Genomic DNA, 23,865 nt, shown 5'->3' on the forward strand with positions numbered 1-23,865 from the left:
TCACGTGAGCCGGGGGACGGCGTCGATCAGGTCTCGGGTCTGGTGGTGCTGGGGTCGCGTCAGAACGGCTCGTACAGGGCCTGTTTCGACGATGCGGCCGGCGTGCATCACCGATACGTCGGTGCACAACCGCGCCACGGCCGACAGGTCGTGGCTGACGATCAGCAGCGCGCCCGGTAGACCGACCAGCACGTCGAGCACCTGCTCTCGTAGGTCGGGATCGAGACCACTGACGGGTTCGTCCGCCATCAAGTACTGCGGCGCGCAGGCCACTGCTCTGGCGATGGCGACGCGTTGCCTCTGTCCACCCGACAGCTCGGCCGGTCGGCGAGCGAGGAACCGCGCATCGAGTCCTACGGCCGACAGCGCGGTGCTCGCCGTGACGCGGTGATCGCCCTCGACCCCGAGTAGGCGTAGCGGCGTGGCAACCAGGTCGAGGACGCTGCGGCGCGGGTCGAGACTCGTCGCCGGGTCCTGCGGGATGTACTGCACGCGGCGGCGGAACCACCGCATGCCTCGGGCCGGCCCGGGCCGCACGGGCTGCCCATCGAGAGTGATCTTTCCGCCGCTCTGGGCATCGACGGCCAGCAGTAGACGCAGCAACGTCGTTTTGCCGGAGCCGGATTCACCGACCACTGCAATTCGGGCGGTCGGTGATACCACGAACGAGACCGCATCCACGGCGGTGTGGGACGTGCCGTGTCGGTCGAACTGTCTCGTGACTGCGGTGGCAACCAGACCGACAGATCCTTCCGCGCTCACGATGCAACCAGCTGACGGAACGGATCGGCCGACCTCGCCACATCGATCATCTGTCGCGTCGATGCCGACTGCGGGTTCTTCAGTACGACTGCAGTGGAACCGGATTCGACGATGTGGCCGGAATCCAGAACCAGCAGGTGATCGCACACTTGCGCGGCGACGGCGATATCGTGGGTGATCAGCAACAGCGAGGGCACGTGCCGAAGAGCGTCGAGGACGCGCGCCTGGCTCACCACGTCGAGCGCGGTCGTCGGCTCGTCGGCGATCACCAGCGAGCTCTCGCGCGCCAATGCCACTGCGATGCAGACGCGTTGACGCTGACCGCCCGACAGTTCGAGCGGGTGCGAGGCCAGGATGCGTTCGGTGTCGCGCAGACCCACACGCTCGAGCAGCGCGGCGGCGTCGGACGTACGCAGTTGCCTCCCGACGGTGACCATCGGATTCAGCGCGGTCGCAGAGTCCTGGAAGACCATGGCTGGACGAGCGGTGCACGGTCGCTGCGGCGTCGGGACGCCTGCGACGTCGTGGCCGTCGACCACGATGCGACCGGAGCACGTGAGGCCCGGCGGCAGATAGCCGACCAGAGCCGACGCGATGGAGGATTTGCCCGAGCCCGAGGCACCCAGGAGACCCAGGCGTCGACCGTCGGGTATCTCGAAAGACACGTGATCGACGATGCGGGTGCGGCCGGCGTCGATGCAGAGTTCGTCGACGACGAGCACGTGATCTCCTGAACGCTGAAATTGGGAACGACTTCGACAATCGTTGTCGATAGATGACAGTAGGCGAGTCGAGCGGGCGAGACAAATTAGGCTGACCGGGTGAGCAGGGCGAGGGACACGCAGCGATCCGCGGTGTACGACGCGGAGCAGTTGGTGCGCACCATGTTCGATCGCGCCGAGGAGCGCGACATTCGTGTCGTACAGGTGATGGGCTCGCAGATCACGTTGCCGATCGAGCGAAAATTTGCCTCGCTGACATCCGTGCAGACCTACGTCGATGCTGTGCTGGCGCTGGACTGGGTCGCCGCCACGTGGCCCGACGCCGGTCGTGTCATCACCGTTCGAGCTCGCTCGGGCTCGGGTGCCGCGCACTACGAACCGGACACAGCCACCATCGCCGTTCCCCTGCACCGAGGCAACCAAGCCTGGGCGTTGCGCGAACTGGTGGTTCTGCACGAGCTCGCGCACCACTTCGCCGACGAGAACGAGCCGCAGCACGGTGGCGCATTCGTGGATCGCTACATCACCCTCGTCGGCGAGATCGTCGGTTCCGAGGCCGGGTTCGTGTTGCGGGCGATGATGGCCGAGAGCGGCGTCCGCATCGGCTAGGCAGATTCGGGTGCATCATGGGTGAGACAGCCCACACGACGAGGAGACGTACATGACCGTCAAGATCGGTGTTCAGCTTCAGCCCCAGCATGCTCCCGACTACCGACTCATCCGCGACGCGGTGCTGCGGTCGGAGGATGCGGGCGTCGACATCGTCTTCAACTGGGATCACTTCTACCCGCTGTACGGCGATCTCGACGGTGCTCATTTCGAGTGCTGGACGATGCTGGGTGCCTGGGCCGAGCAGACGTCGAACGTCGAGATCGGCGCTCTCGTCACCGGCGGTGGCTACCGCAACCCGGACCTGCTGGCCGACATGGCGCGCACCGTCGATCACATCAGCGGCGGCCGCTTGATCCTCGGCATCGGTGCCGGCTGGAACGAGAAGGACTACGACAACTTCGGCTACGAATTCGGCACGGCCGGTTCACGATTGGCGCTACTCAAGGACAGTCTGGCTCGAATTCGCCACCGCCTCGACGTCGGAAATCCGGCCCCCACCCGCGACATCCCGATCCTCATCGGCGGCGGCGGTGAGAAGAAGACGCTGAAGATGGTGGCCGAGTACGCACACATCTGGCACAGCTTCGCCGACCTCGAGGCGTTGAAGCGTAAGTCGGAGATCCTCGCCGAGCACGGCACCACCGTCGGACGGGACGTCTCGGGCATCACTCGATCGGTCGCGTGGCCGGGCGCGGACACCGCCCAGGATTTCGTCGACGCCGGAGCAACGCTGTTCACCGTCGGCGTCAACGGACCCGATTACGACCTCGCCGAGCTGGGCCAGGCCATCGAGTGGCGGGACGCACACCGGTAGACACCAGTTCGTTGAGCGAAACCCTTGCGCGCGGCGCGTTTGGGTGAGTGGGCCCTGGTCCGCTTAGGGTTTTGTCCATGGTTGCCGTACGCGCTTCACGCGCGCTCGTGGTTCTCGTCCTCGGACTGTTGATGGCTCTCACGCTCGCCGCGTGTGGAACGTCCTCTTCCGACGATCAGGCGGCCGCAGGTCCCACCGACCTGTGTGCCCCTCCCGGTGTCGACAGCGCGTCGTCCACTCCGACGAACTTCGATGCCGCGGCCGCGGCCGCGACGGAGGACAAGTACACGACGGCGAACGTCACGCCGCTCGACAGAGTGGACACGAACGCTCTGGGATTGGCGACGCCGGGCGTACTCACTGTCGGTACGTTGTCCGACGCGCCGCCGAGCATCTGCTTGGACTCCACCGGCCAGTACACCGGCTACGACAACGAACTGCTGAAGGCCGTTGCCGACAAGCTCGGCCTGCAGATCAACTTCTCGGGCACCGAGTTCTCGGGCCTGCTCGCGCAGGTTGCCGGCCGCCGCTTCGACGTCGGATCGTCCTCGATCACGACGACGGACGAGCGCCGCAACACCGTCGGGTTCACCAACGGCTACGACTTCGGTTACTTCTCCCTCGTGGCCACTGCGGGTGGTCCGATCACCAAGTTCGAGGACCTGAACCCGAGCACCAGGATCGGCGTGGTGCAGGGCACGGTGCAGGACGACTACGTGGTGAACACGCTCGGCCTCGACCCGGTGAAGTTCCCGGACTACAACACCGCGTACGCCAATCTGCGCACCGGGCAGATCGACGCATGGGTGGCTCCCTCGCAGCAGGCGGAGGGCTTGGTCAAGCCCGAGGACGGCACCGCGATCACCCAGAACACGTTCTCGCTGAACAACTTCGTCGGCTGGGCCGTCGCCCGCGACAATCAACCGTTGATCGACGCACTCAACTCCGGTCTCGACGCGGTGATCGCCGACGGCACGTGGGCCACCCTCTACTCCGACTGGGTCCCGCGCGAATTACCCGACGGCTTCAAGCCCGGCAGCAAGGCCGCCCCGCAGCCGGAGCTACCCGACTTCGCGGCCATCGCAGCGCAGAACGCCGCCGATGCTCCCGAAGCCGTTGCCGTTCAGCCCAAATCGACGCTGGCGCAGCTGGGCGATACGTTCTTCGATTGGTCGCTGTACAAGTCCGCCATCCCGGATCTGTTCAAGGTGGGTCTGCCCAACACGCTGATTCTGGCGTTGGCGTCGGGCATCATCGGTACGGTCCTGGGCATGCTGCTGGCCCTGGCGGGCCTCTCGCGCACGCGTTGGCTACGCTGGCCCGCTCGCGTCTACACCGACATCTTCCGCGGACTGCCCGCGGTGGTCATCATTCTGATCATCGGACTCGGCATCGGACCGGTGGTGCAGGGTCTGACCGGGGGTAATCCGTATTGGCTGGGCGCTGCGGCACTCTCGCTGCTCGCCGCGGCATACATCGGCGAAATCTTCCGGTCCGGTATCCAGAGCGTCGAGGCCGGGCAGATGGAGGCAGCGCGGGCACTGGGCTTCAGCCGACGTCGCTCGATGAATCTCGTCGTCGTTCCCCAGGGTGTTCGGCGCGTGCTGCCGGCGTTGATGAACCAGTTCATCTCCCTGATCAAGGACTCGTCGCTGATCTACTTCCTCGGCCTGCTCGCCACCCAACGTGAGCTGTTCGCCGTCGGTCGAGATCTCAACGCGCAGACCGGAAACCTGTCGCCGCTCGTCGCAGCCGGACTGTTCTACCTGGTGCTGACCGTGCCGCTCACCCATCTCGTGAACTACATCGACAAGCGATTGCGCACCGGTAAGGCCGAGCAGACGCTCGACCCGGTGGAGCAGGCCGTCGTCGTGGAAAGAGGCTGACATGACTTCTGTTTCGCTCGCAGGCAAGGACATTCACCTGTCATTCGGTACCAACAAGGTGCTGCGAGGGGTGAGTATCGACGTCCCGGCCGGCACGACGACGACAGTGATCGGGCCGTCCGGGTCAGGCAAATCCACGTTGCTGCGCGCCCTCAACCGACTGCACGAGCCGGAGCAGGGCGACATCCTGCTCGACGGCAAGTCGGTTCTGAAAGACGATCCCGACAAGCTGCGTCAGCGCATCGGCATGGTGTTCCAGCAGTTCAACCTGTTCCCGCACAAGACCGTTGCCGACAACATCGCGCTCGGCCCACAGAAGCTGCTCGGCCTGTCCAAGGACGCTGCGCGCGCGGCGGCGATGGATCAACTCGAACTGGTGGGCCTGGCAAACAAGGCCGACTCGCGTCCGGGCAATCTCTCGGGCGGCCAGCAGCAGCGCGTGGCCATTGCCCGCGCCCTGGCCATGAAGCCGGAGGTGATGTTCTTCGACGAGGCCACCTCCGCTCTCGACCCGGAGTTGGTCAAGGGTGTGTTGGCGCTGATGGCCGACCTCGCGAAGGGCGGAATGACGATGGTGGTGGTGACCCACGAAATGGGCTTCGCGCGATCGGTGTCCAACAGAGTGCTGTTCATGGATCACGGCAGCGCCGTCGAAACCGGAACGCCGGAGCAGTTGTTCGACGATCCGCACACCGATCGACTGAAAACGTTTCTGTCGCAAGTGCTGTAGCAGCTTAGGGCAGCCTCGTTATCCGCGACTTCACCTGAACGTTCCTTTACTTTCGCTTTTGGGTGACAGCGTGCTGTGACATGAAGCCACTACCCTTGTTCGCCGTTCACGACGGAAGCTCCAAGCGCTCATCACTGACCTGCAAGTACAAGTGCGGTGATGCGTGCTTCCACGAGATTCCGAACACGTCGAAGGGCGAGTACTTCGGCGACATCGTCAAGACCGCGATGTCGCGGCGCGGCGTCATCAAAGGTGGCGCGATGGCTGTGCTCGCCGTGGGCGCGGGCAGTGCTCTGGCGGCGTGCTCCACCGACGAGCCGGCCGCCACCGGAACCTCCACCACCTCGGGCGCCGACACTCCTCCGGTGGACGGTGTGGATTTTGTTGCGGTGGAACCGAACACCGAGGACGCCGTTGTGGTACCCGAGGGCTACGAGCAGGGCATCGTCATCCGCTGGGGCGACGCCGTCGTGGCAGGCGCACCGGCATTCGACTTCGACAACCAGACTGCTGCAGCGCAGGAGAAGCAGTTCGGCTTCAACAACGACTTCGCCGGATTGCTGCCGATCGAGGGCACCCCGAACGCGCACCTGCTGGTGGTCAACCACGAGTACAGCACCGAGCCGGCCATGTTCAAGGGCTACGACGCCGAGAAGCCCACCCGGGAACAGTTCGACATCGCCCTTGCCGCACACGGTCTTTCGGTGGTGCAGGTGCAGGGCGAATCGGGCACCGGCAAGCTGACCCCCGCCATGGGGCAGTACAACCGCCGCATCACCGGAACCACCGAGTTCGTCGTCACCGGCCCGGCTGCGGGCAGCAACTTCCTCAAGACGAGCGTCGACCCGACCGGCACCAAGGTGTTGGGTACGTTCAACAACTGCTCGGGAGGCCTGACGCCGTGGGGAACGGTGCTCTCCGGCGAGGAGAACTTCAACCAGTACTTCGGCAACGCCGAATCGGTCACCGATCCCGTTGTGGCCGAGCGGCTCTCGCGCTACGGCGTCGAGGGTGCCGCCAGCGATCGCAAGTGGGAGACCTTCGACAAGCGCTTCGATCTGGCCCAGGAGCCCAACGAGGTCAATCGCTTCGGGTACATCGTCGAGGTGAATCCGTGGGATCCGCAGTCGGCCCCCATCAAGCACACCGCACTCGGCCGCTTCAAGCACGAGGCTGCGACGATCCACGTCACCGACGACGGCACTGTGGTGGCCTACAGCGGCGACGACGAGCGCTTCGACTACATGTACAAGTTCGTCTCGAGCCGAAAGATGATGCCCGGCACCGGCGCAGCCGCAATGCGCAACAACCTGACATTGCTGGACGCGGGAACGCTCTACGTCGCCACCCTCACCGGCGATACTCCCGACGAGATCGACGGATCCGGCACCCTACCGTCGAACGGTGAGTTCCGTGGCACCGGAACCTGGATCCCGCTGCTCGAGACCGGCGAGGACGGCCGCGGCAGGTCCCTCGTCGACGGTATGTCGGCCGAGGAGGTCGCGGTGTTCACCCGCCAGGCAGGCGACAAGGTGGGTGCCACCAAGATGGACCGTCCGGAAGACTTCGAGCCCAACCCGGTGACGGGCAAGGTCTACGTCGCGCTGACGAACAACTCCAACCGCGGCACCGAGGGCAAGGCTGCGGCCGACGAGGCCAATCCTCGCAACACCAACAAGAACGGTCAGGTGCTCGAGCTCGACGACGATCACGCGGGCACGTCGTTCACCTGGAATCTGCTGTTGGTGTGCGGTGACCCCAACGAGGCCGACACCTACTTCGGCGGCTTCGACAAGAGTCAGGTCAGCCCCATCTCGTGCCCCGACAACCTCGCGTTCGACGCCAAGGGCAATCTCTGGGTGTCCACCGACGGCAATGCCCTCGACTCCAACGACGGACTGTTCGCCGTGGTGCTCGACGGCGAACGTCGCGGCGAGACCCGGCAGTTCCTGACGGTGCCGGCGGGCGGCGAGACCTGCGGACCGATCGTCACCGACGAGCGTGTCATGGTGTGCGTGCAGCACCCCGGTGAGAGCGATGACGCGACCGCCGACGCGCCGATCTCGCATTGGCCCGACGGCGGCGACACCCAACCGCGACCGTCCGTCGTCGCAGTGTGGAAGTCGGCTTAGCCGTCACTGTTTCGCATTGACCGGGGCACTTATAGTCGGCGAAAGTCGACTGTAAGTGCCTTTCGGCATTGTCAGTTGTCATCGAATGCCCGACGGGGATGTTGTTAATTCACAAGGTCTCGGGCGATGCGCCAAAGGCAGTTGACCCGTTGGTAACGGGTGTGTAAACCTACGTCGATAGGCCGGTAGCTGGAACTCCATTCGGACGCATTCGAACTGGAGGACGTTTCGGGGCAACGTCGATTTCCTTTCATCGCACGACGGCGTGCCGGTACCCGCTCCCTTATGTGCACGAAGAGGCGAGTCATTGGAATCCGTTGATTCACTGACGATTCGGGAAGAAGTACTGGATCGGACGTCCATGGAAGACACCGAACCTCTTCCGCTCACCGCCGCCCAACGTGGTTTATGGTTTGCTCAACATTTGTTGAGTACGGTTCCGATCACCATCGCCAATTACCTCGATATTCGCGGTGCCGTCGATCTCGAACTGATGCGTTATGCCTGCCGCCGCACTGCGCGCGAGTTCGGCGTGGGTTCTCTGCGTTTGCTGGAGAAGGACGGCGAACCCCACCAGTACATCGACGTCGAGCAAAGCGAGAATTCGGAAACCGTGGATTTCCGCCAGGAATCCGATCCGGAGAATGCCGCGCGCGAGTGGATGCGCGCCTCCTACGGCACTGCTGTCGACCTGACGAACGGTCCCCTGATCAGGGCTGCGATGCTCCGCATCTCGGACGACCGCACGTTCTGGTACTCCCACGTTCATCACATCGTGCTCGACGGTTACGGCTCGGTTCAGTTCATGCGACGCGTCGCATCGATCTACACCGACGTCAGCGAGGGCCGCGAGCCCGCACCGTCGAGGGCCGGCTCACTCGGAGAGGTCTACGCCGCCGAGGCGCAGTACCGGCAGTCGCCCCGCTTCGCCAAGGATCGCGAATATTGGCGGAGCAAGACGACCGATCTGCCCCCGCCGCCGTCCATCACCGGAGTTTTCGCTCCTCCATCCGCACGGGCACACGTGCGCGGCGGGTACCTCCCGGAGCCGATCGAACGGGTAATGGACAGCGCCGCGCACCGACTCGACTCGGCCTTCGCTCCGCTCGCCATCGCCGCCGTGGCGACCTTCCTGGCTCGCATGACCGGCACCACCGACGTCGTGCTGAGTCTTCCCGTCGCCGGCCGCACGACCGCCCTGTTGCGCCGCTCCGGTGGAATGGTCTCCAACGTGCTGCCCGTCCGGGTACGCATCGGGCCGCAGTCCACGTTGGCGGCACTGGTCACCGACGTGCAGTTGGAACTGACCGGTGCGCTGCGGCACCAGCGCTATCGAGCCGAGGACATTCGCCGTGACGCCGGTGCGGGGAGTGAGACCCGCGGGTTCTTCGGCCCGGCGATCAACATCATGGCGTACGAGACCGAGGTGCCGTTCGGCCCGCTCACCGGCGAATTCAACGTGCTCTCCACCGGACCCGTGGAGGATCTCTCGATCAATATCTACCCGGCGTCGGACGGAAGACGCTCCCGCTTGGAGTTCGAGGGCAACCCCAACATCTACGGAGCCGAACAGTTCACGGACCTGCACCGCCGTTTCCTGACGCTGTTCGAGCACTTCCTCACCGCCGACTCCGACACACCGATTCTCGAACTCGATGTGCTCGACGACGCCGAGCGATCGGCCCTCGTCCCGCTCGTCGGGCCCGATGCAGTCGTTCCCGTGCTCTTTCCGGACCTGCTGCGCCGCGGCGTCGACGCTGCGGCCGACAACATCGCCGTCGAGTTCGGTGCCGAGACGCTGACCTACCGCGAACTCGACGAACGTGCCAACGCGATCGCACGATCCCTGATCGCGCGCGGAGCCGGTCCCGGCACCGTGGTCGCCGTCGCATTACCGCGCGGGACAGCCTCTATCGTCGCGCTGTGGGCTGTCGCTGCGTCCGGTGCCACGTTCGTCCCAGTCGATCCCGGTTATCCGCCCGAGCGCATCAACCACATGCTCGACGACTCCGCGGTAAGGATCGGGATCAGCGAACACACACTCTCGCAGCAGCTTCCGCAGCAGGTGAGCTGGCTCGACCTCGATGACGATGAGTTTCGTGAGGAATGTGCGGGCAGATCGACTGCGCCGATCACCGACGCGCATCGGCGCGCGACCCTCCTCGCGGACCACGCCGCATACATGATCTACACCTCCGGTTCCACCGGTACTCCGAAAGGAGTTCTCGTCACCCACGCCGGCTTGGCGACGTTCGCCTCGGACGCCAGACCGGAACTGCGCGTGGGTACCACGTCGCGACTGCTGCGCTTCTCGTCGTCCAGTTTCGACGCGTCCCTGTTCGAGATTATCCAGGCATTCAGTGCGGGAGCGACCATGATCGTCGCCCCGCCCACCGTGATCGGCGGTGGAGAACTGACTCACTTCCTCCGTGAGCATCGCGTCACCCACATCATCTGCGCACCCGCATTGCTCACCACCGTCGACGCCACCGAGCTCGACGATCTCGACGCAGTCGTCGTCGGCGGCGACGTCATGCCACCGGATCTGGTGGACCGGTTCGGCGCAAAAGCATTGCTGTTCAACAGCTACGGACCCACCGAGACCACCATCGTCGTGACGATGACACAGCCACAGACCGATCCGCGCAACATCACGATCGGCCGTCCCGTCCAGGGCTCGTACGCAGTCGTTCTCGATCGCCGGCTACGGCCCGTGCCCCCGGGATCGGCAGGAGAGCTCTACCTCGGCGGCCCCGGTATCGCCCGCGGCTACCACCACCGAAGTGGGCTGTCGGCCGCGCGTTTCGTGGCCGATCCATTCGGACACGGACGGCGTCTCTACCGCACCGGAGACGTCGTGCGGTGGATCGGTCCGCTGGACTCGGCCGAGCTCGAGTTCGTCGGCCGCAGCGACTTCCAGGTGCAGATCCACGGCCAACGCGTCGAGCTCGGCGAAATCGATTCGGTCCTCTCCCGTTTCGAGGCCGTCGACTTCGCGGTGTCGGTGGTGCACCGTCGCGGTGATGCATCGATCCTGGTGTCCTACGTCAAGCCGACCCACACTCTCGATCACTCTGCGTTGCGTGCCTTCGCTTCTCGATCCCTGCCCACGCACATGGTGCCCGGGGTGTTCGTCGAACTCGACGCCGTACCCTTGACCCCGACCGGCAAAGTGGACCGATCCGCACTGCCAGAACCCACCTTCGAGTCCGACGCCACGGCCTACCGCGCCCCATCGACGCCCGTGGAGAGAATCCTCGCCGACGCCATGGCCGTGGTGTTGCAGCGAGACTCGGTCGGTGTCGACGAATCCTTCTTCGCACTCGGCGGTGACAGCATCATCGCGATCCAACTGGTGGCTCGCGCGAAGTCGCTGGGGGTGGTGATCACCTCCCGTGACGTCTTCGAGCGTCGCACCGTCGCCGGACTGGCCGAGGTCGCAACGGACCCAGCGCATCAGGTGACGCTCGACGAGCTACCGGGCGGAGGCGTCGGCGATATGCCGTTGACCCCCATCATGACTCAGACAGTTCGGTCGCTGACCCGGCCCGACGGGATGGACGCGTTCCACCAGACCGTGGTGCTGACCGCGCCGGCAGATCTCGAACTGGATGGTCTCCGCCGGACCGTCTCCGCGATACTCGACCATCACGATGCACTGCGCTCGATCTCGACCGACGACGGCCTGACGATCCGGCCGACCGGAAGCGTCGATCTCGATACGGTCGTCTCCCGCGTGTCCACCGCCAGCAGGCCGGGCAGCCGCGAGTTCAGCTCTGTACTGGGCGAATCCGCTCGGGTGTTCGCTGCGCGCCTGCGACCTCGTGACGGCGTGATGCTGCAGGTGGTCTGGGTGGCCCCCGAGACCGGTCACCCGGAGATCATCGACACCCATTGCATCGGACGGATCATCGTCATCGCGCATCACCTGGTGATCGATGGCGTGTCCTGGCGCATCCTGGTCCCCGATTTCGCCTCGGCGTGGCATCAGGTGCAGGCACAGTCCTCGGTGCAACTGCAACCGGTGAACACCTCGATGCGCCGGTGGGCCCATGGGTTGAAGGACGTCGCTGTGCAGGTCGAGTCGGAATTGGACGCCTGGACAGCACTTCTCGATGGCCCCAACGAGCTGATCGGTCACCGTCCACTCGATCCGGCGCTCGACGTCGGTGCCACCCGAGATCAGGTTTCGGTTGAGCTCACCGCGGAGGTCACCGAGGCACTGACCGGGCCGCTCACGAACGCCTACCGCGGCACCGTCGACGACGTGCTACTGACCGCGCTGGCGTTGGCGGTCTGGTCCGAACGGCCGTCGTCGTTCCTCGTGTCGGTCGAAAGTCACGGCCGTGACGAGGAATTGGTACCCGGAGCCGATCTGAGTCGGACGGTCGGCTGGTTCACCTCCGCCCATCCGGTACGCCTGTCCCTGGACGGCATCGATGTCGAGCGCATCCTGGCCGGTCACGTGTCGGCCTCCGATGCCGTCAAACGCGTCAAGGAGCAGATCCGGGCGATCCCGGGAGCGGGCGCCGGCTTCGGTCTACTGCGGTACCTGAACGACGACACCAGTTCCGTACTCGCCCAATGCAATTCTCCGCAGATCAATGTCAACTATCTGGGGCGCATCGCCACCGACATTCCCGACGCCCTGCGCGGACGCGGCTGGATCCCGGACGCAACGATGGACATCGGATCGGGGAGTGGTGATCGACTACCGGCGACGGTCGCACTCGACATCAATGCGGTGGTCGTCGACGGGCACTTGCAGGCCACGTTCGCGTTTCCTCGTGGCGTGCTCGACCACCCGGAGGTCGAGAGGTTGGCCGATCGGTGGACGTCGGCGCTGGCGCTCCTGGCCGCGCATGCATCCGCACCCGATGCAGGTGGACTCACGCCGAGCGATGTACCGCTGGTGAATGTCGATCAGAACCAGATCGACCGATGGGAGAGTACGTACGGCGAACTCGCCGACATCTGGCCACTCGCTCCGCTGCAACACGGACTGCTGTTCCACTCCGAGCTCACCCGCGGACACGTCGACGTCTACACCGCTCAATTGGTGTTCGAGCTCGGCGGCGACATCGACGGGGCACGACTGCAGCGAGCAGCACGCAGACTGCTCGCCCGCCACGACAGCCTGCGCACGGCCTTCGTTCGCGACAATCGGGGAACCCCGGCTGCGTTGGTTCTCACCGATCCCGAACTGCCCTGGCGCACAATCGATGCCGATGCCGCCGAGGTGCCCGCGATCGCCCATGCCGAACGCACCACGCGGTTCGACCTGGGCACAGCACCCTTGCTGCGGTTCGTCCTGGTGAACACCGAGGGCGGCGCAACGCTCGTCGTCACCGACCACCACATTCTGTTCGACGGCTGGTCGATGCCGATCTTCGTCAAGGAACTACTGGTGCTCTATGCCGCCGACGGTCCCATTCCGATTCCGGCCAGGACGTACCGGGACTACCTTAAGTGGTTCGACGCGCGCGATCAGCAAAGTGCACTGGACAAGTGGGCCGATGTCTTGGCGGGGGTCGAAGAGCCGTCGCTGCTCGCACCGGGCCACGGGGCGGACCACGCGCTGCCCGCCGAGCTGTCGGTGCCCCTCGACGACACCGCGGTGGTGGCAGTGAGAGCCGCGGCTCGGGACCTCTCGGTCACGGTCAACACCGTCGTGCAGGCGGCGTGGGCTCTGGTGCTCGCCGCCGAACTCGGTCGCGACGACGTCGTGTTCGGGGCGACCGTCTCGGGTAGACCCGCCGATCTGACCGGCGTCGAGGAGACTCTCGGCCTGTTCATCAACACCCTCCCGGTACGGGTTCGGGTGCGCCGAGACGACACCGTTGCATCACTTCTCGCCCGAGTACAGGCGCAGAGCGTGGACCTGCTGGACAGTCATCACGTGGGGCTGCCCGACGTCCGTTCGCGAGTGGGTGCCGGTGCCGGGTTCGACACGCTGACGGTGTTCGAGTCCTATCCAGTGGACCACTCTGCGCTCGATCGGAACACCGACATCGCCGGGCTCCGGGTACGTGACCTGCGCGTCACCGATGCCACCCACTACCCGCTGACACTGATCACCGTCCTCGAGCCGACGGTGCGGATGACACTCAAATATGCTGCAGGAAGCATCGATCCGGCTCGAGCAGCGTCGATCGCCCAGCGATTGCGTTGTGCTCTCCACAGGCTCACCGGCGACCCACAGCGTGCGGTGGCGCAACTCGACCTGCTGTCCGAGGAGGAGCATTCGCGTCGAGCAGCCTGGAACCGCACCGAGCATCCGGTGGCCGCGGTAACGCTGGTCGACCTGCTCGCGGTGGCGGCGCGGGAGCACGCTACCGCGACCGCAGCGGTGTTCGAGGGCAAGAGCCTGACGTACGCGAACTTCTGGGCCCGAGTGCGGTGCCTGGCTCGCTACCTGCGCAGTGTCGGGATCAGGCCCGACGACGTGGTGGGGGTGGCGATGACGCGCTCCCTCGATCAGCTCGTCGCGGTGCACGCCGTCGTGGCCGCCGGCGGTGCCTACTTGCCCGTCGACCCGTCGATGCCGCACTCCCGTATCGAGCACCTGATCTCCACCGCGTCACCGTCGCTGATTCTCGGTGTGTTGGTCAATGTTTCGGTCGATGTTGTCGACCTCGACACACTGGATCTGAGCGGTTTCAGCACCGCGCCCCTCGACCCCGTGCCCGAGCTGCGGCCGGATCACGCTGCCTACGTTTTGTTCACCTCCGGCTCGACCGGGAAGCCCAAGGGAGTCACGGTCTCCCATCGGGCGATCGTCAACCGACTCCTGTGGATGCAGCACGAGTATCCGCTGACGCCCCGCGACATCGTGCTGCACAAGACTCCGGCCACGTTCGATGTATCGGTGTGGGAACTGTTCTGGCCGCTTCTCGTCGGGGCTACGACCGTCATCGCCGAACCCGAAGGCCATCGCGACCCGATGTATCTGTCGGGTCTGATACGCGAACACGGCATCACCACAGCCCATTTCGTACCCTCCATGCTGGAGTTGTTCCTCACCTACGGCACCCCCGAGCGTTGCACGTCGCTACGGCAGGTGTTCGCCAGCGGTGAGGCGCTGCCCCGCGCCATCGTCGACCGGTTTCACCAGGCGATCGAGGCCGAACTGCACAACCTCTACGGACCGACCGAAGCCGCAATCGACGTCACCTACCATCGCACCCGAGCCGGCGACCGAGGCCCGGTCCCGATCGGCGTCCCGGTGTGGAACACCACTGTTCACGTATTGAATTCACTGCTCCAGCCCGTGCCGGTGGGTGTCGCCGGCGAGCTGTACCTGGGCGGAGTACAGCTGGCCCGCGGTTACGCTGCGCGGCCGGACCTGACGTCCGCCCGCTTCGTGGCCGCTGATGCGGGAACCCGGCTGTACCGCACCGGAGACCTCGTTCGGTGGTCCGACGACGGCTCGCTGCAGTATCTGGGACGCAACGACTTTCAGGTCAAGCTTCGCGGGCAACGTCTCGAACTGGGCGAGGTCGAATCGGCCCTGCTCGCGGTCGACGGTGTGCACTCGGCCGTTGCCGTCGTGCGCTCGGACCGTCTGGTCGCCTACATCGTCGGCACCGCGAGCACCGAATCCGCGACGGCGCACGCGGCCCGCACCCTGCCCGAATACATGGTGCCGTCGACCATCGTTGTGCTCGACGCGATGCCGCTGGGTACCACTGGAAAACTCGACCGCACCGCACTCCCGGATCCGCTCGTGACGACGGAGGAGTTCGTAGCACCATCGGGGGAGTCCGAAGAGTCTGTCGCCCAGATCTTCTCCGACGTTCTTGTCACCGATCGGGTGAGCGTCACCCGATCGTGGTTCGCCCTCGGTGGCGACTCGCTCACCGCCACCCAGGTGATCGCGCGAATCAACGCGGACTTGGAGTCCGACCTCGGCGTCCGGGACCTGTTCGAGGCCCCGACCGTGCGTTCGCTGGCCACGCGTCTGGGACGTGGTGCCGGCCGCCACGGCATCGTGGTCGGACCTCGACCGGAGCGGATTCCGTTGTCGCCGGCCCAGCACCGGATGTGGCTGCTCAACCGATTCGATCCGTCGTCCGGGGCGTACAACATCGCGGCCGCCTTTCGGGTTGTCGGTGCCCTCGACATCGACGCGCTGCGTACCGGTCTGATCGACGTGATCGAACGCCACGAAATTCTGCGCACCGTCTACCCCGACGGGCCGAACGGGCCCCAGCAGGTCGTCACCTCGCAGTACCCGGACGTGACCGTCGCCCGGACCACCGAGCCGCTGCTCGACGGGGCCCTGTACGCACTCGCAGCTCGAGGATTCGACGTGACGGTGGCCCCGCCGCTGCGGGTGGCGGTACTCGAGGTATCTCCCGAGGAGCACGTGCTCGTCGTCGTCGCACACCACATCGCCGCCGATGGTTGGTCGATGAACCCACTGGCTCGGGATGTGATGATCGCGTACGGATCCCGCGCCGCCGGCCACGCCCCGCACTGGACGCCGCTGCCGGTGCAGTACGCCGATTACGCGCTGTGGACTCTCGACCGTCTCGGTGCCGAGAACGATCCCGATTCGACTGCATCCCAGCAGATTCGGTACTGGACAGATGCTTTGGACCGTGTGCCCGAGCGACTCGCGTTGCCGACCGACCGGCCCCACCCGCCGGTGGCGTCACATCGAGGGGGCCGACTGTCGATCGACCTGGAGCCGGGCACCGTCGCTTCGCTGACGTCGATGGCGCGACGCACCGGCACGACGCGATTCATGGTCGCGCACGCGGCACTGGCCGTCGCGCTCGCTCGCATTTCCGGTACCCGCGATATCACCATCGGTACTCCGGTCGCGGGCCGCGGCCAGCGCGAACTGGACGACCTCGTCGGAATGTTCGTCGGAACTCTCGTGTTGCGCTCGCAGATCGAGCCGTCAGACACGTTCTACGACGTCCTGAACGCGGCGCGTGAACGTGATCTCGACGCCTACGCCAACGCCGACATCCCCTTCGAGCGACTGGTCGAGATTCTCCAGCCGCCGCGTTCGACGGCACATCACCCGCTCTTCCAGGTGATGCTGTCGATCGAGGACGCGTCGCCGCCGGTGGTGGAGCTGCCCAACCTGTCCGTCCGCCCCCTCGATACCGCGCACGTAGCGGCCAAGTTCGACCTCCACGTCACCGTCTCGTTCTCGTCGTCCCCCGAGGCTGCATCGGTGGAGTTCGTCTATGCCACCGACATATTCGACGCCCACACCGTCGCCGGGTTTGCCGAGCGGTATCGCACGATCCTCGCCTCGACGCTCGCGGATCCGGATCTCCCGGTGGGAGACATTCCGGTCCTGTTCGCCGATGAGTCCGCGCGGCTGTACGGCGCACCGGCACTGGCGCACCGCACGCTGCCGGATCTGCTGGCGGGAGCTGTCATGAGTGCAGGCGGCAGCGCGATCGCTGTCGACGCCGGGGAAGTCCGATGGACCTACTCCGAGCTGGACGACGCTGCAACCGTATTGGCGCGCAGGCTGATTCGACGTGGCGTCGGACCCGAGCAGTACGTGGCGGTCGCGCTGCGTCGTGGCCTGTCCTCTATACTCGCCACCTGGGCCGTCGCCAAGACCGGTGCCGCCTTCGTTCCGATCGACCCCGCCTATCCAGCCGAGCGCCTCGCATACATGCTCGCGGATTCCGCTGTAACACTGGGAATCACGGATGACCGGCATCTCGGCTCTCTGCCACACGGACCCACGTGGATGTCCATCGACGACGAGGCCGACATGGACTCGGACTGTACGCCGGTGGGCGACCTGGACCGAACCGAGATGCTCCGACCGGATCATCCTGCCTACATGATCTATACCTCGGGCACCACCGGGCAACCGAAGGGCGTTGTCGTCTCGCACCGCGGACTGGTGAATCTGGTGGCCGATCTGGTCGATCGATTCGAGCTCGACAACTCCTCGCGCACTCTGCATTTCGCGTCACCGAGCTTCGATGCCTCGGTGCTGGAACTGTTGTTGGCCGTCGGCGCTGGATCGGCGATGGTGATCGCCGACCCCGACGTACTCGGTGGGAACGAACTCGCAGCGGTGTTGCACCGCGTCACCCACGCCTTCGTGACCCCGGCCGCACTGGCCACTGTCGACCCGTCCGAAGTTCCGGAGACGACCACGATCATCGTCGGCGGCGAGGCCTGCCCACCGGCGCTCGCCGACGCATGGTCCGCTCGCCTACGCATGTTCAACGGGTACGGACCCACCGAAACGACCATCTTCGCCACGATCGAGGGACCGCTCCAGCCAGGGGCTCCGGTGTCGATCGGGGGCCCGGTGCGGGGTGTCGAGTCGATGATTCTCGACGACCGCCTGAACCCGGTGCCCACCGGATCCGTCGGGGAGCTCTACCTCACCGGAGATGGGTTGGCACGCGGCTACCATCGTCGATTCGGCTTGACGGCAACATGTTTCGTTGCTGACCACCAAGGCCGGAGAATGTATCGGACCGGCGACCTGATTCGGCACGACAAGGGCCGCTACGTGTACATCGGACGACGCGACGCTCAGGTGAAGGTACGCGGATTCCGGATCGAACTCGGCGAGATCGACGCGGTACTGGCCGACCACAACGGCGTCGCGCAGTCGGTGAGTGCCGTGATCGGTTCTCAGCTGGTCGGATATGTCGTCCCTGCAGTCGGTCGGGTGCTGGACCCCGAGCAGATTCGACAACACGCCCGCCGCTTCCTGCCCACTCACATGGTGCCTCAGTCGATCATGATTCTGGAGGCTCTGCCGCGGACCGGCCCGGGCAAGATCGATCGGGCGGCGCTGCCGGCCCCGACCGTCTCGACGCAGGCCTTCGTCGAGCCCGCGACTGCCACCGAGCGCATCGTCGCCGAGGCTTTCACGGTGGTGCTCGACACCGAACCCGTCGGTGCCGGGGACGACTTCTTCGCCCTCGGCGGCACGTCGCTGTCGGCCACCCGGGTGATCGCGCACATCAACGACGCCGCCGGCACCGCGCTGCCGGTCCGCGCCCTGTTCGAGTCGACGACGGTGCGGTTGTTGGCCGTGGTGGTCGACTCGGCCGAGCGCTCCGCGTTGCCGCGTCTGGTCGCCGGTCCGCGTCCGCCGGTGATCCCCCTGTCGTTCGCGCAGATGCGCATGTGGTTGCTCAATCGGTTCGATCCGACGTCGGCGGCGTACAACATCGCCTTCGCGGTGCGACTGGACGGTGCCGTCGACGGTGCGGCGTTGCAGCTCGCCGTCGACGATGTGCTGACCCGACACGAGTCGTTGCGTACCTACTTCCCGGTGGTCGACGGCGATCCCGCGCAGGTGATCGTCCGGAACGTGGCAGTCGATCTACGCCCGGTGGACGTCGACGACAGCGAGGTGTTCGCCCGGGTGGCGGCGCTGGTCGGCCGCGGGTTCGACGTCACCGACAGTGTGCCGTTGCGCGGCGCGCTGCTGCGGACCGCGCCGAGCGCGCACGTGCTCGTCCTCGTCGTGCATCACATCAGTGCCGACGGTCTGTCGATGACTCCTCTGGCCCGCGATGTCGCTCTGGCATACGGGGCGCGGTCCCACGGCACTCCGCCACAGTGGACTCCACTTCCGGTGCAGTACGCCGACTTCGCCGTGTGGCAGCGACATGTGTTGGGCAGAGCCGAGGATTCGGATTCGGTTCTGGCACAACAGATTCGGTACTGGACGCAGGCATTGGCCGACCTGCCCGCCGTACTCGAACTGCCGACCGACCGACCTCGGCCGGCTGTGGCGTCCAAACGTGGACGCGCCGTGCACTTCTCGTTCTCCGAGCAGACCACAGCGGGCGTCCGATCCCTCGCCAGGAGCACCGGATCCTCGGTGTTCATGGTGCTGCATGCGGCGTACGGTGCGGTGTTGGCCCGGCTCACCGGAAGTACCGACATCCCCATCGGCACCCCGGTGTCGGGCCGCGGATCGGGTGCACTGGACGACGTCGTCGGAATGTTCGTCAACACGCTCGTGTTGCGGCTCGACGTCGACCCGAGCCGATCGTTCACCGAACTCGTTGCGCAGACCGGCTCCGTCGATCTGGCCGCGATGGAACACTCCGACGTTCCGTTCGAGCGGGTTGTCGAGGCCGTGGCACCGGCACGCTCGACCGCGCATTCCCCGCTGTTCCAGGCGTTGATCGCACTGGAGACCGAGCGACCGAAAGACATGCAGTTGCCCGGTCTCGAGATCACCCCGTTCCCGTACGAATCCGAGGTCACTCGATTCGATCTCGCATTGACCGTCACCGATTCCGATCGGCTGACCGGATCGCTGCGCTACGCAACCGATCTGTTCGATGCAGCCACCGCTGGGCGATTCGTCGACGAATTCACCTCTCTGCTCGACGCAGCACTGGTCGATCCGGCGGCACCGGTCGGAGATCTCGCCCCGTCCCACGACGCCGTGCTCGACGGCCCGCCCGATGTTCCGTTCCGCACCCTCGGTCAGCTGATCGACGACGCCGTTGCGGCCCGGCCCGACGCAGTTGCCCTGCGCTGGAACGGGATCGACTACACGTACCGCCAGGCGGACGCGTATGCGAATCGGTTGGCCCGCGTGCTGCTGGGGTACGGGGTCGGACCCGAGACCGTGGTGGCCGTCGCCCTTCCGCGGTCGGCGGAATCGGTTCTGTGCACCTGGGCCGTCACGCGAACCGGTGCTGCGTATCTACCGGTCGATCCGGGCTACCCTGCCGAGCGCATCGCGCACATGATCACCGATTCCGGTGCCGTCCTGGGGTTGACGTCCTCGACGGTACGACGCGACCTGCCGCCGGAGCTGCCGTGGGTGGAACTCGACGATCCCGCGTCCGTGGCCGAACTCGAGCACGCTGCCGAGACACCGCCCGCACCAGCCGAACTCACCGGCCCGGTGTCGGCCTCCACCGCCGCGTACGTCATCTACACCTCCGGGTCCACCGGCCTACCGAAGGGCGTTGTGGTGAGCCACCGGGGACTCGCGAACCTTGCCGCGTCGCGCAAGGAGCTGCATCGCGTCGAACCGTCGTCTCGGTTCCTGCACAACACGTCTCCCAGCTTCGACATGGCCGTCGGCGAGATGATCTCCGCCCTCTCGGCCGCCGCGACACTCGTCATCTCTCCGCCGACGATTCTGGGCGGGGCCGAGCTGGCCGCATTCATCCGCGACGAGCGGATCACCCATGCGTTGATGACGCCCTCGGCGTTGTCGACCCTCGATCCGGAGGGTCTGGACTGCCTCGAAGTTTTGTGTGTCGGCGGTGAGGCCTGCAGCGCCGAGCTGGTGGCCACGTGGAGCCGAGAGCGGCTGATGCTCAACGGCTACGGGCCAACCGAGGCCACCGACATCTCGACGCTCGGCGAGGTGCGCGATAGTGAGCAGATCACACTGGGCCGACCACTGCACGGGCTGCGCGCGATGGTGCTCGACGCACGCCTGCACCCGGTGCCGGTCGGAGTGCGCGGAGAGCTGTACGTCGCCGGGCCGGCACTGGCACGCGGCTACCATCGCCGATCCGGCTTGACGGCAACACGATTCGTGGCCGACCCACTCGACCCGGGCACGCGGATGTACCGCACCGGCGACGTGGTATGGCGCACCGTCGACGGTCGGTTGCTCTACAGCGGCCGCAGTGATCAGCAGGTGAAGGTTCGCGGCTTCCGCATCGAACCCGGAGAGATCGACGCGGCGCTGACCACGCACGCCGACGTCGATGTCTCGGTGACGCTCGCCGTTCTCGGCCCCGCGGGGGAGCAGACGTTGGTCTCGTACATCACCGGTAACGCGGCACCCGAGGCCGTACGCGAGCATGCGCGACGACTGTTGCCCGCGCACATGGTGCCGTCCGCGGTGACGGTGATCGACGAGGTTCCCCGCACCGGAACCGGAAAGCTCGATGTCGCCGCTCTCCCGGCACCGGTGTTCGGCACCACCGGCTACCGACCCGCACGAACAGCCGCCGAGATCGCCGTGGTCGAGGCCTTCGAGGCAGTACTGGAGACACCACGAGTAGGGCTGGACGACAACTTCTTCGACCTCGGTGGCAGCTCACTGTCCGCGATGCGCGTCATCGGCGAGCTTCGAGCTCGCTCCTACGACATCGGCCTGCAGTCGCTGCTGATGGATGCGACGGTGACCTCCGTTGCCGCGCGTATCTCGTCCGATTCGGTCGACACCGAGGAGTTGGCCGTGCTGCTGCCGATCCGGGAGTCCGGCGAGGGGGCACCGATGTTCGGTATCCACCCGATCCTCGGATTGTCCTGGTGTTACGCCGGATTGGGGAGCTATGTGGACAACCCGCTGTACGGTCTGCAAACCCCGACACCGACAGAGCTGCCGACCACGTTGGCGCAGTTGGCGTCCCGCTACCTCGACGAGGTCATCCGCGTTGCCCCCGAAGGCCCGGTACACCTTCTCGGATGGTCGCTGGGCGGCGTCATCGCACACGAGATGGCGGCGCAACTGGTAGCGTCCGGCCGAACCGTGGCCTCGCTGACGCTGCTCGATGCTCACCACGGAGATCGGGGCGAGTGGGCCGAGGCGATTCCGGTGGCGGATCTGATGTCCGGGCTCGGGCTCGATTTCGCGGTGCCCGACGGTCAGGTCGTCTCCCTCGATTCCGCCGGCGAACTGCTCGACTCCATCGACACCGGTGGCATCCTCGGCCGCGCCGACATCGAGCGACTCATCGGTGCGGCACAGCACAATCACCAACTGCTGCAACGACATCGGCCGAGTGTCTATCCGGGTGATGTCCTGTACGTCGCGGCCGGACTGGACGCCGGAGATGGCGTCGGACAGTGGTATCCGCATATCGCCGGCTCGACCACCGTCGTCTCGGCACAGTCCACGCACTGGCAGATGTGCGCGCCTGCCACTCTCGCCGCCATCGGGCCTCGCATCGCCCACGAACTTCGCTCCGCCGAGAAGAAAGAACTGACGAATCGATGAAAGCTCCATTCCCGACGGCCGTCGTCCGCCGCTTCGCGGTGCTGACGCTGTCCACCGGATTGCTGTTCGGCCTGCCCGCCGTAGCAACCGCAGATCCGGTGACACCCGCTGCCGAGCAGGACCGAGGGCCGGTGGGAACCGTCCGCGGAATCGACAAGATCGACAACGTCCGTTGGGATGTGCTCGTGTACTCGCCGTCGATGGACGCCGACATCAAGATTCAGGTGATCCGGCCCGCCGACTCGTCGGTGCCGCGGCCCACGCTGTACATGCTCAACGGGGCAGGCGCAGGCGTCGACGGTGCGAACTGGTTGGCCAAGACCGACATCGTGGACTTCTTCGCGGACAAGAACGTCAACGTCGCCATGCCCGTCGGTGGATACCTGAGCTACTACACCGACTGGGAACGCGACGACCCGAAGCTCGGTCGAAACAAGTGGCAGACGTTTCTCACCCACGAGCTACCACCGGTTCTCGACGCGGCGTTGGGGGCCAACGGCGTCAATTCCATCGGCGGGCTGTCGATGTCGGCGGGTTCGGTGCTCGATCTCGCGATTCAGACCCCCGGACTGTACCGAGGGGTGGCGTCGTACAGCGGTTGCGCGCAGACCAGTGATCCGGTCACTCGCACTTTCATTCGAGCGTTGGTACAGCTACGCGGCGGCGGGAACACCGACAACATGTGGGGACCCGACGGTGATCCGCGGTGGGTGGAACACGACCCGCTCGTCAACGCCGAGAAACTCCGCGGACTCGATCTGTTCGTCTCCAATGCCAGCGGGCTGCCCGGACCCTACGAGATGCCGGGCAACCTGCGCGCCGCCGGCTCGCCGCCGCTGCCCGACCAGGTGGTGCTCGGTGGTCTCATCGAGGCCGGAGCCAACGCCTGCGCCCACAATCTGGTGAACCGCCTCGGCGAACTCGGCATCCCGGTCACGACGAACTTCCCGGCCGCGGGAACGCACTCGTGGCAGTACTGGCAGGACGCGCTGCGGGCCTCGTGGCCGACCTTGGAGCGCTCGTTGAGCTGACGGTCGGACGCTCGGCGACAGCGGTGTAGCCGACCGCCCCCGTACCTGCTCCTTGTATGTGACGACGTACTTCCTGGGAAAAAGAAAGGCCACTCGATGGTGAACAGTCACTAATGCGCTCGGTCCACAGACGTGGTTGAGTCGTCGGTAATGAGACGTGGGTAACACTCACGCTGCCGATGGCGACATACCCAGAGTCGGCACCAACAAACCCCATGCAAACACGAACTACATCTCT

At 65.8% G+C, this 23,865-nt stretch carries 9 protein-coding genes; 7 read left to right on the forward strand and 2 right to left on the reverse strand.

Annotated elements, in window-relative coordinates; genetic code table 11:
* Together ASG84_RS27810 and ASG84_RS17785 are read right to left on the reverse strand one after the other, a co-directional pair.
* On the reverse strand, window positions 1-762 hold the full coding sequence (locus ASG84_RS27810) for an ABC transporter ATP-binding protein (protein WP_057478336.1): 762 nt from the start codon (window positions 760-762) through the stop codon (window positions 1-3).
* Window positions 759-1,484, reverse strand: a complete 726-nt coding sequence (locus ASG84_RS17785) for an ATP-binding cassette domain-containing protein (protein WP_057478337.1) — start codon at window positions 1,482-1,484, stop codon at window positions 759-761. The genes ASG84_RS27810 and ASG84_RS17785 overlap by 4 nt, the downstream gene beginning before the upstream one ends.
* Window positions 1,485-1,583: 99 nt before the next feature.
* Here ASG84_RS17785 and ASG84_RS17790 point away from each other — a divergent pair, with 99 nt between their 5' ends.
* The 7 genes from ASG84_RS17790 (at window position 1,584) to ASG84_RS17820 (ending at window position 23,627) form a co-directional block, all read left to right on the forward strand.
* A complete protein-coding gene (locus ASG84_RS17790; protein WP_057478338.1) occupies window positions 1,584-2,093 on the forward strand; it encodes a TIGR04338 family metallohydrolase in 510 nt (169 codons plus the stop codon).
* Between the two features lie 52 nt (window positions 2,094-2,145).
* Window positions 2,146-2,910, forward strand: coding sequence for an LLM class F420-dependent oxidoreductase (locus ASG84_RS17795; RefSeq protein ID WP_057478339.1), 765 nt, complete (start codon window positions 2,146-2,148; stop codon window positions 2,908-2,910).
* Between the two features lie 77 nt (window positions 2,911-2,987).
* A complete protein-coding gene (locus ASG84_RS17800; protein WP_057478340.1) occupies window positions 2,988-4,796 on the forward strand; it encodes an ABC transporter substrate-binding protein/permease in 1,809 nt (602 codons plus the stop codon).
* A gap of 1 nt (window position 4,797) precedes the next feature.
* Window positions 4,798-5,526, forward strand: coding sequence for an amino acid ABC transporter ATP-binding protein (locus ASG84_RS17805; RefSeq protein ID WP_057478341.1), 729 nt, complete (start codon window positions 4,798-4,800; stop codon window positions 5,524-5,526).
* Between the two features lie 80 nt (window positions 5,527-5,606).
* Window positions 5,607-7,658 carry a PhoX family protein gene (locus tag ASG84_RS17810; RefSeq protein WP_057478342.1) on the forward strand — a complete coding sequence of 684 codons (2,052 nt, stop codon included), beginning with the start codon at window positions 5,607-5,609 and terminating at the stop codon, window positions 7,656-7,658.
* 361 nt (window positions 7,659-8,019) lie between these two features.
* Window positions 8,020-22,596, forward strand: coding sequence for a non-ribosomal peptide synthetase (locus ASG84_RS17815; RefSeq protein WP_057478343.1), 14,577 nt, complete (start codon window positions 8,020-8,022; stop codon window positions 22,594-22,596).
* A complete protein-coding gene (locus tag ASG84_RS17820) occupies window positions 22,593-23,627 on the forward strand; it encodes an alpha/beta hydrolase (protein ID WP_082521065.1) in 1,035 nt (344 codons plus the stop codon). The genes ASG84_RS17815 and ASG84_RS17820 overlap by 4 nt, the downstream gene beginning before the upstream one ends.
* Window positions 23,628-23,865 lie beyond the last annotated feature (238 nt).

The sequence above is a fragment of the Rhodococcus sp. Leaf278 genome (assembly GCF_001426085.1).
GTDB lineage: Bacteria > Actinomycetota > Actinomycetes > Mycobacteriales > Mycobacteriaceae > Rhodococcoides.

Bases quoted from the DNA above. Each gene is read 5' to 3' on its own strand.
- ASG84_RS17815 (WP_057478343.1), top strand. From the start codon at position 8,020: ATGGAAGACACCGAACCTCTTCCGCTCACCGCCGCCCAACGTGGTTTA.
- ASG84_RS17805 (WP_057478341.1), top strand. From the start codon at position 4,798: ATGACTTCTGTTTCGCTCGCAGGCAAGGACATTCACCTGTCATTCGGT.
- ASG84_RS17810 (WP_057478342.1), top strand. From the start codon at position 5,607: ATGAAGCCACTACCCTTGTTCGCCGTTCACGACGGAAGCTCCAAGCGC.
- ASG84_RS17820 (WP_082521065.1), top strand. From the start codon at position 22,593: ATGAAAGCTCCATTCCCGACGGCCGTCGTCCGCCGCTTCGCGGTGCTG.
- ASG84_RS17800 (WP_057478340.1), top strand. From the start codon at position 2,988: ATGGTTGCCGTACGCGCTTCACGCGCGCTCGTGGTTCTCGTCCTCGGA.
- ASG84_RS17795 (WP_057478339.1), top strand. From the start codon at position 2,146: ATGACCGTCAAGATCGGTGTTCAGCTTCAGCCCCAGCATGCTCCCGAC.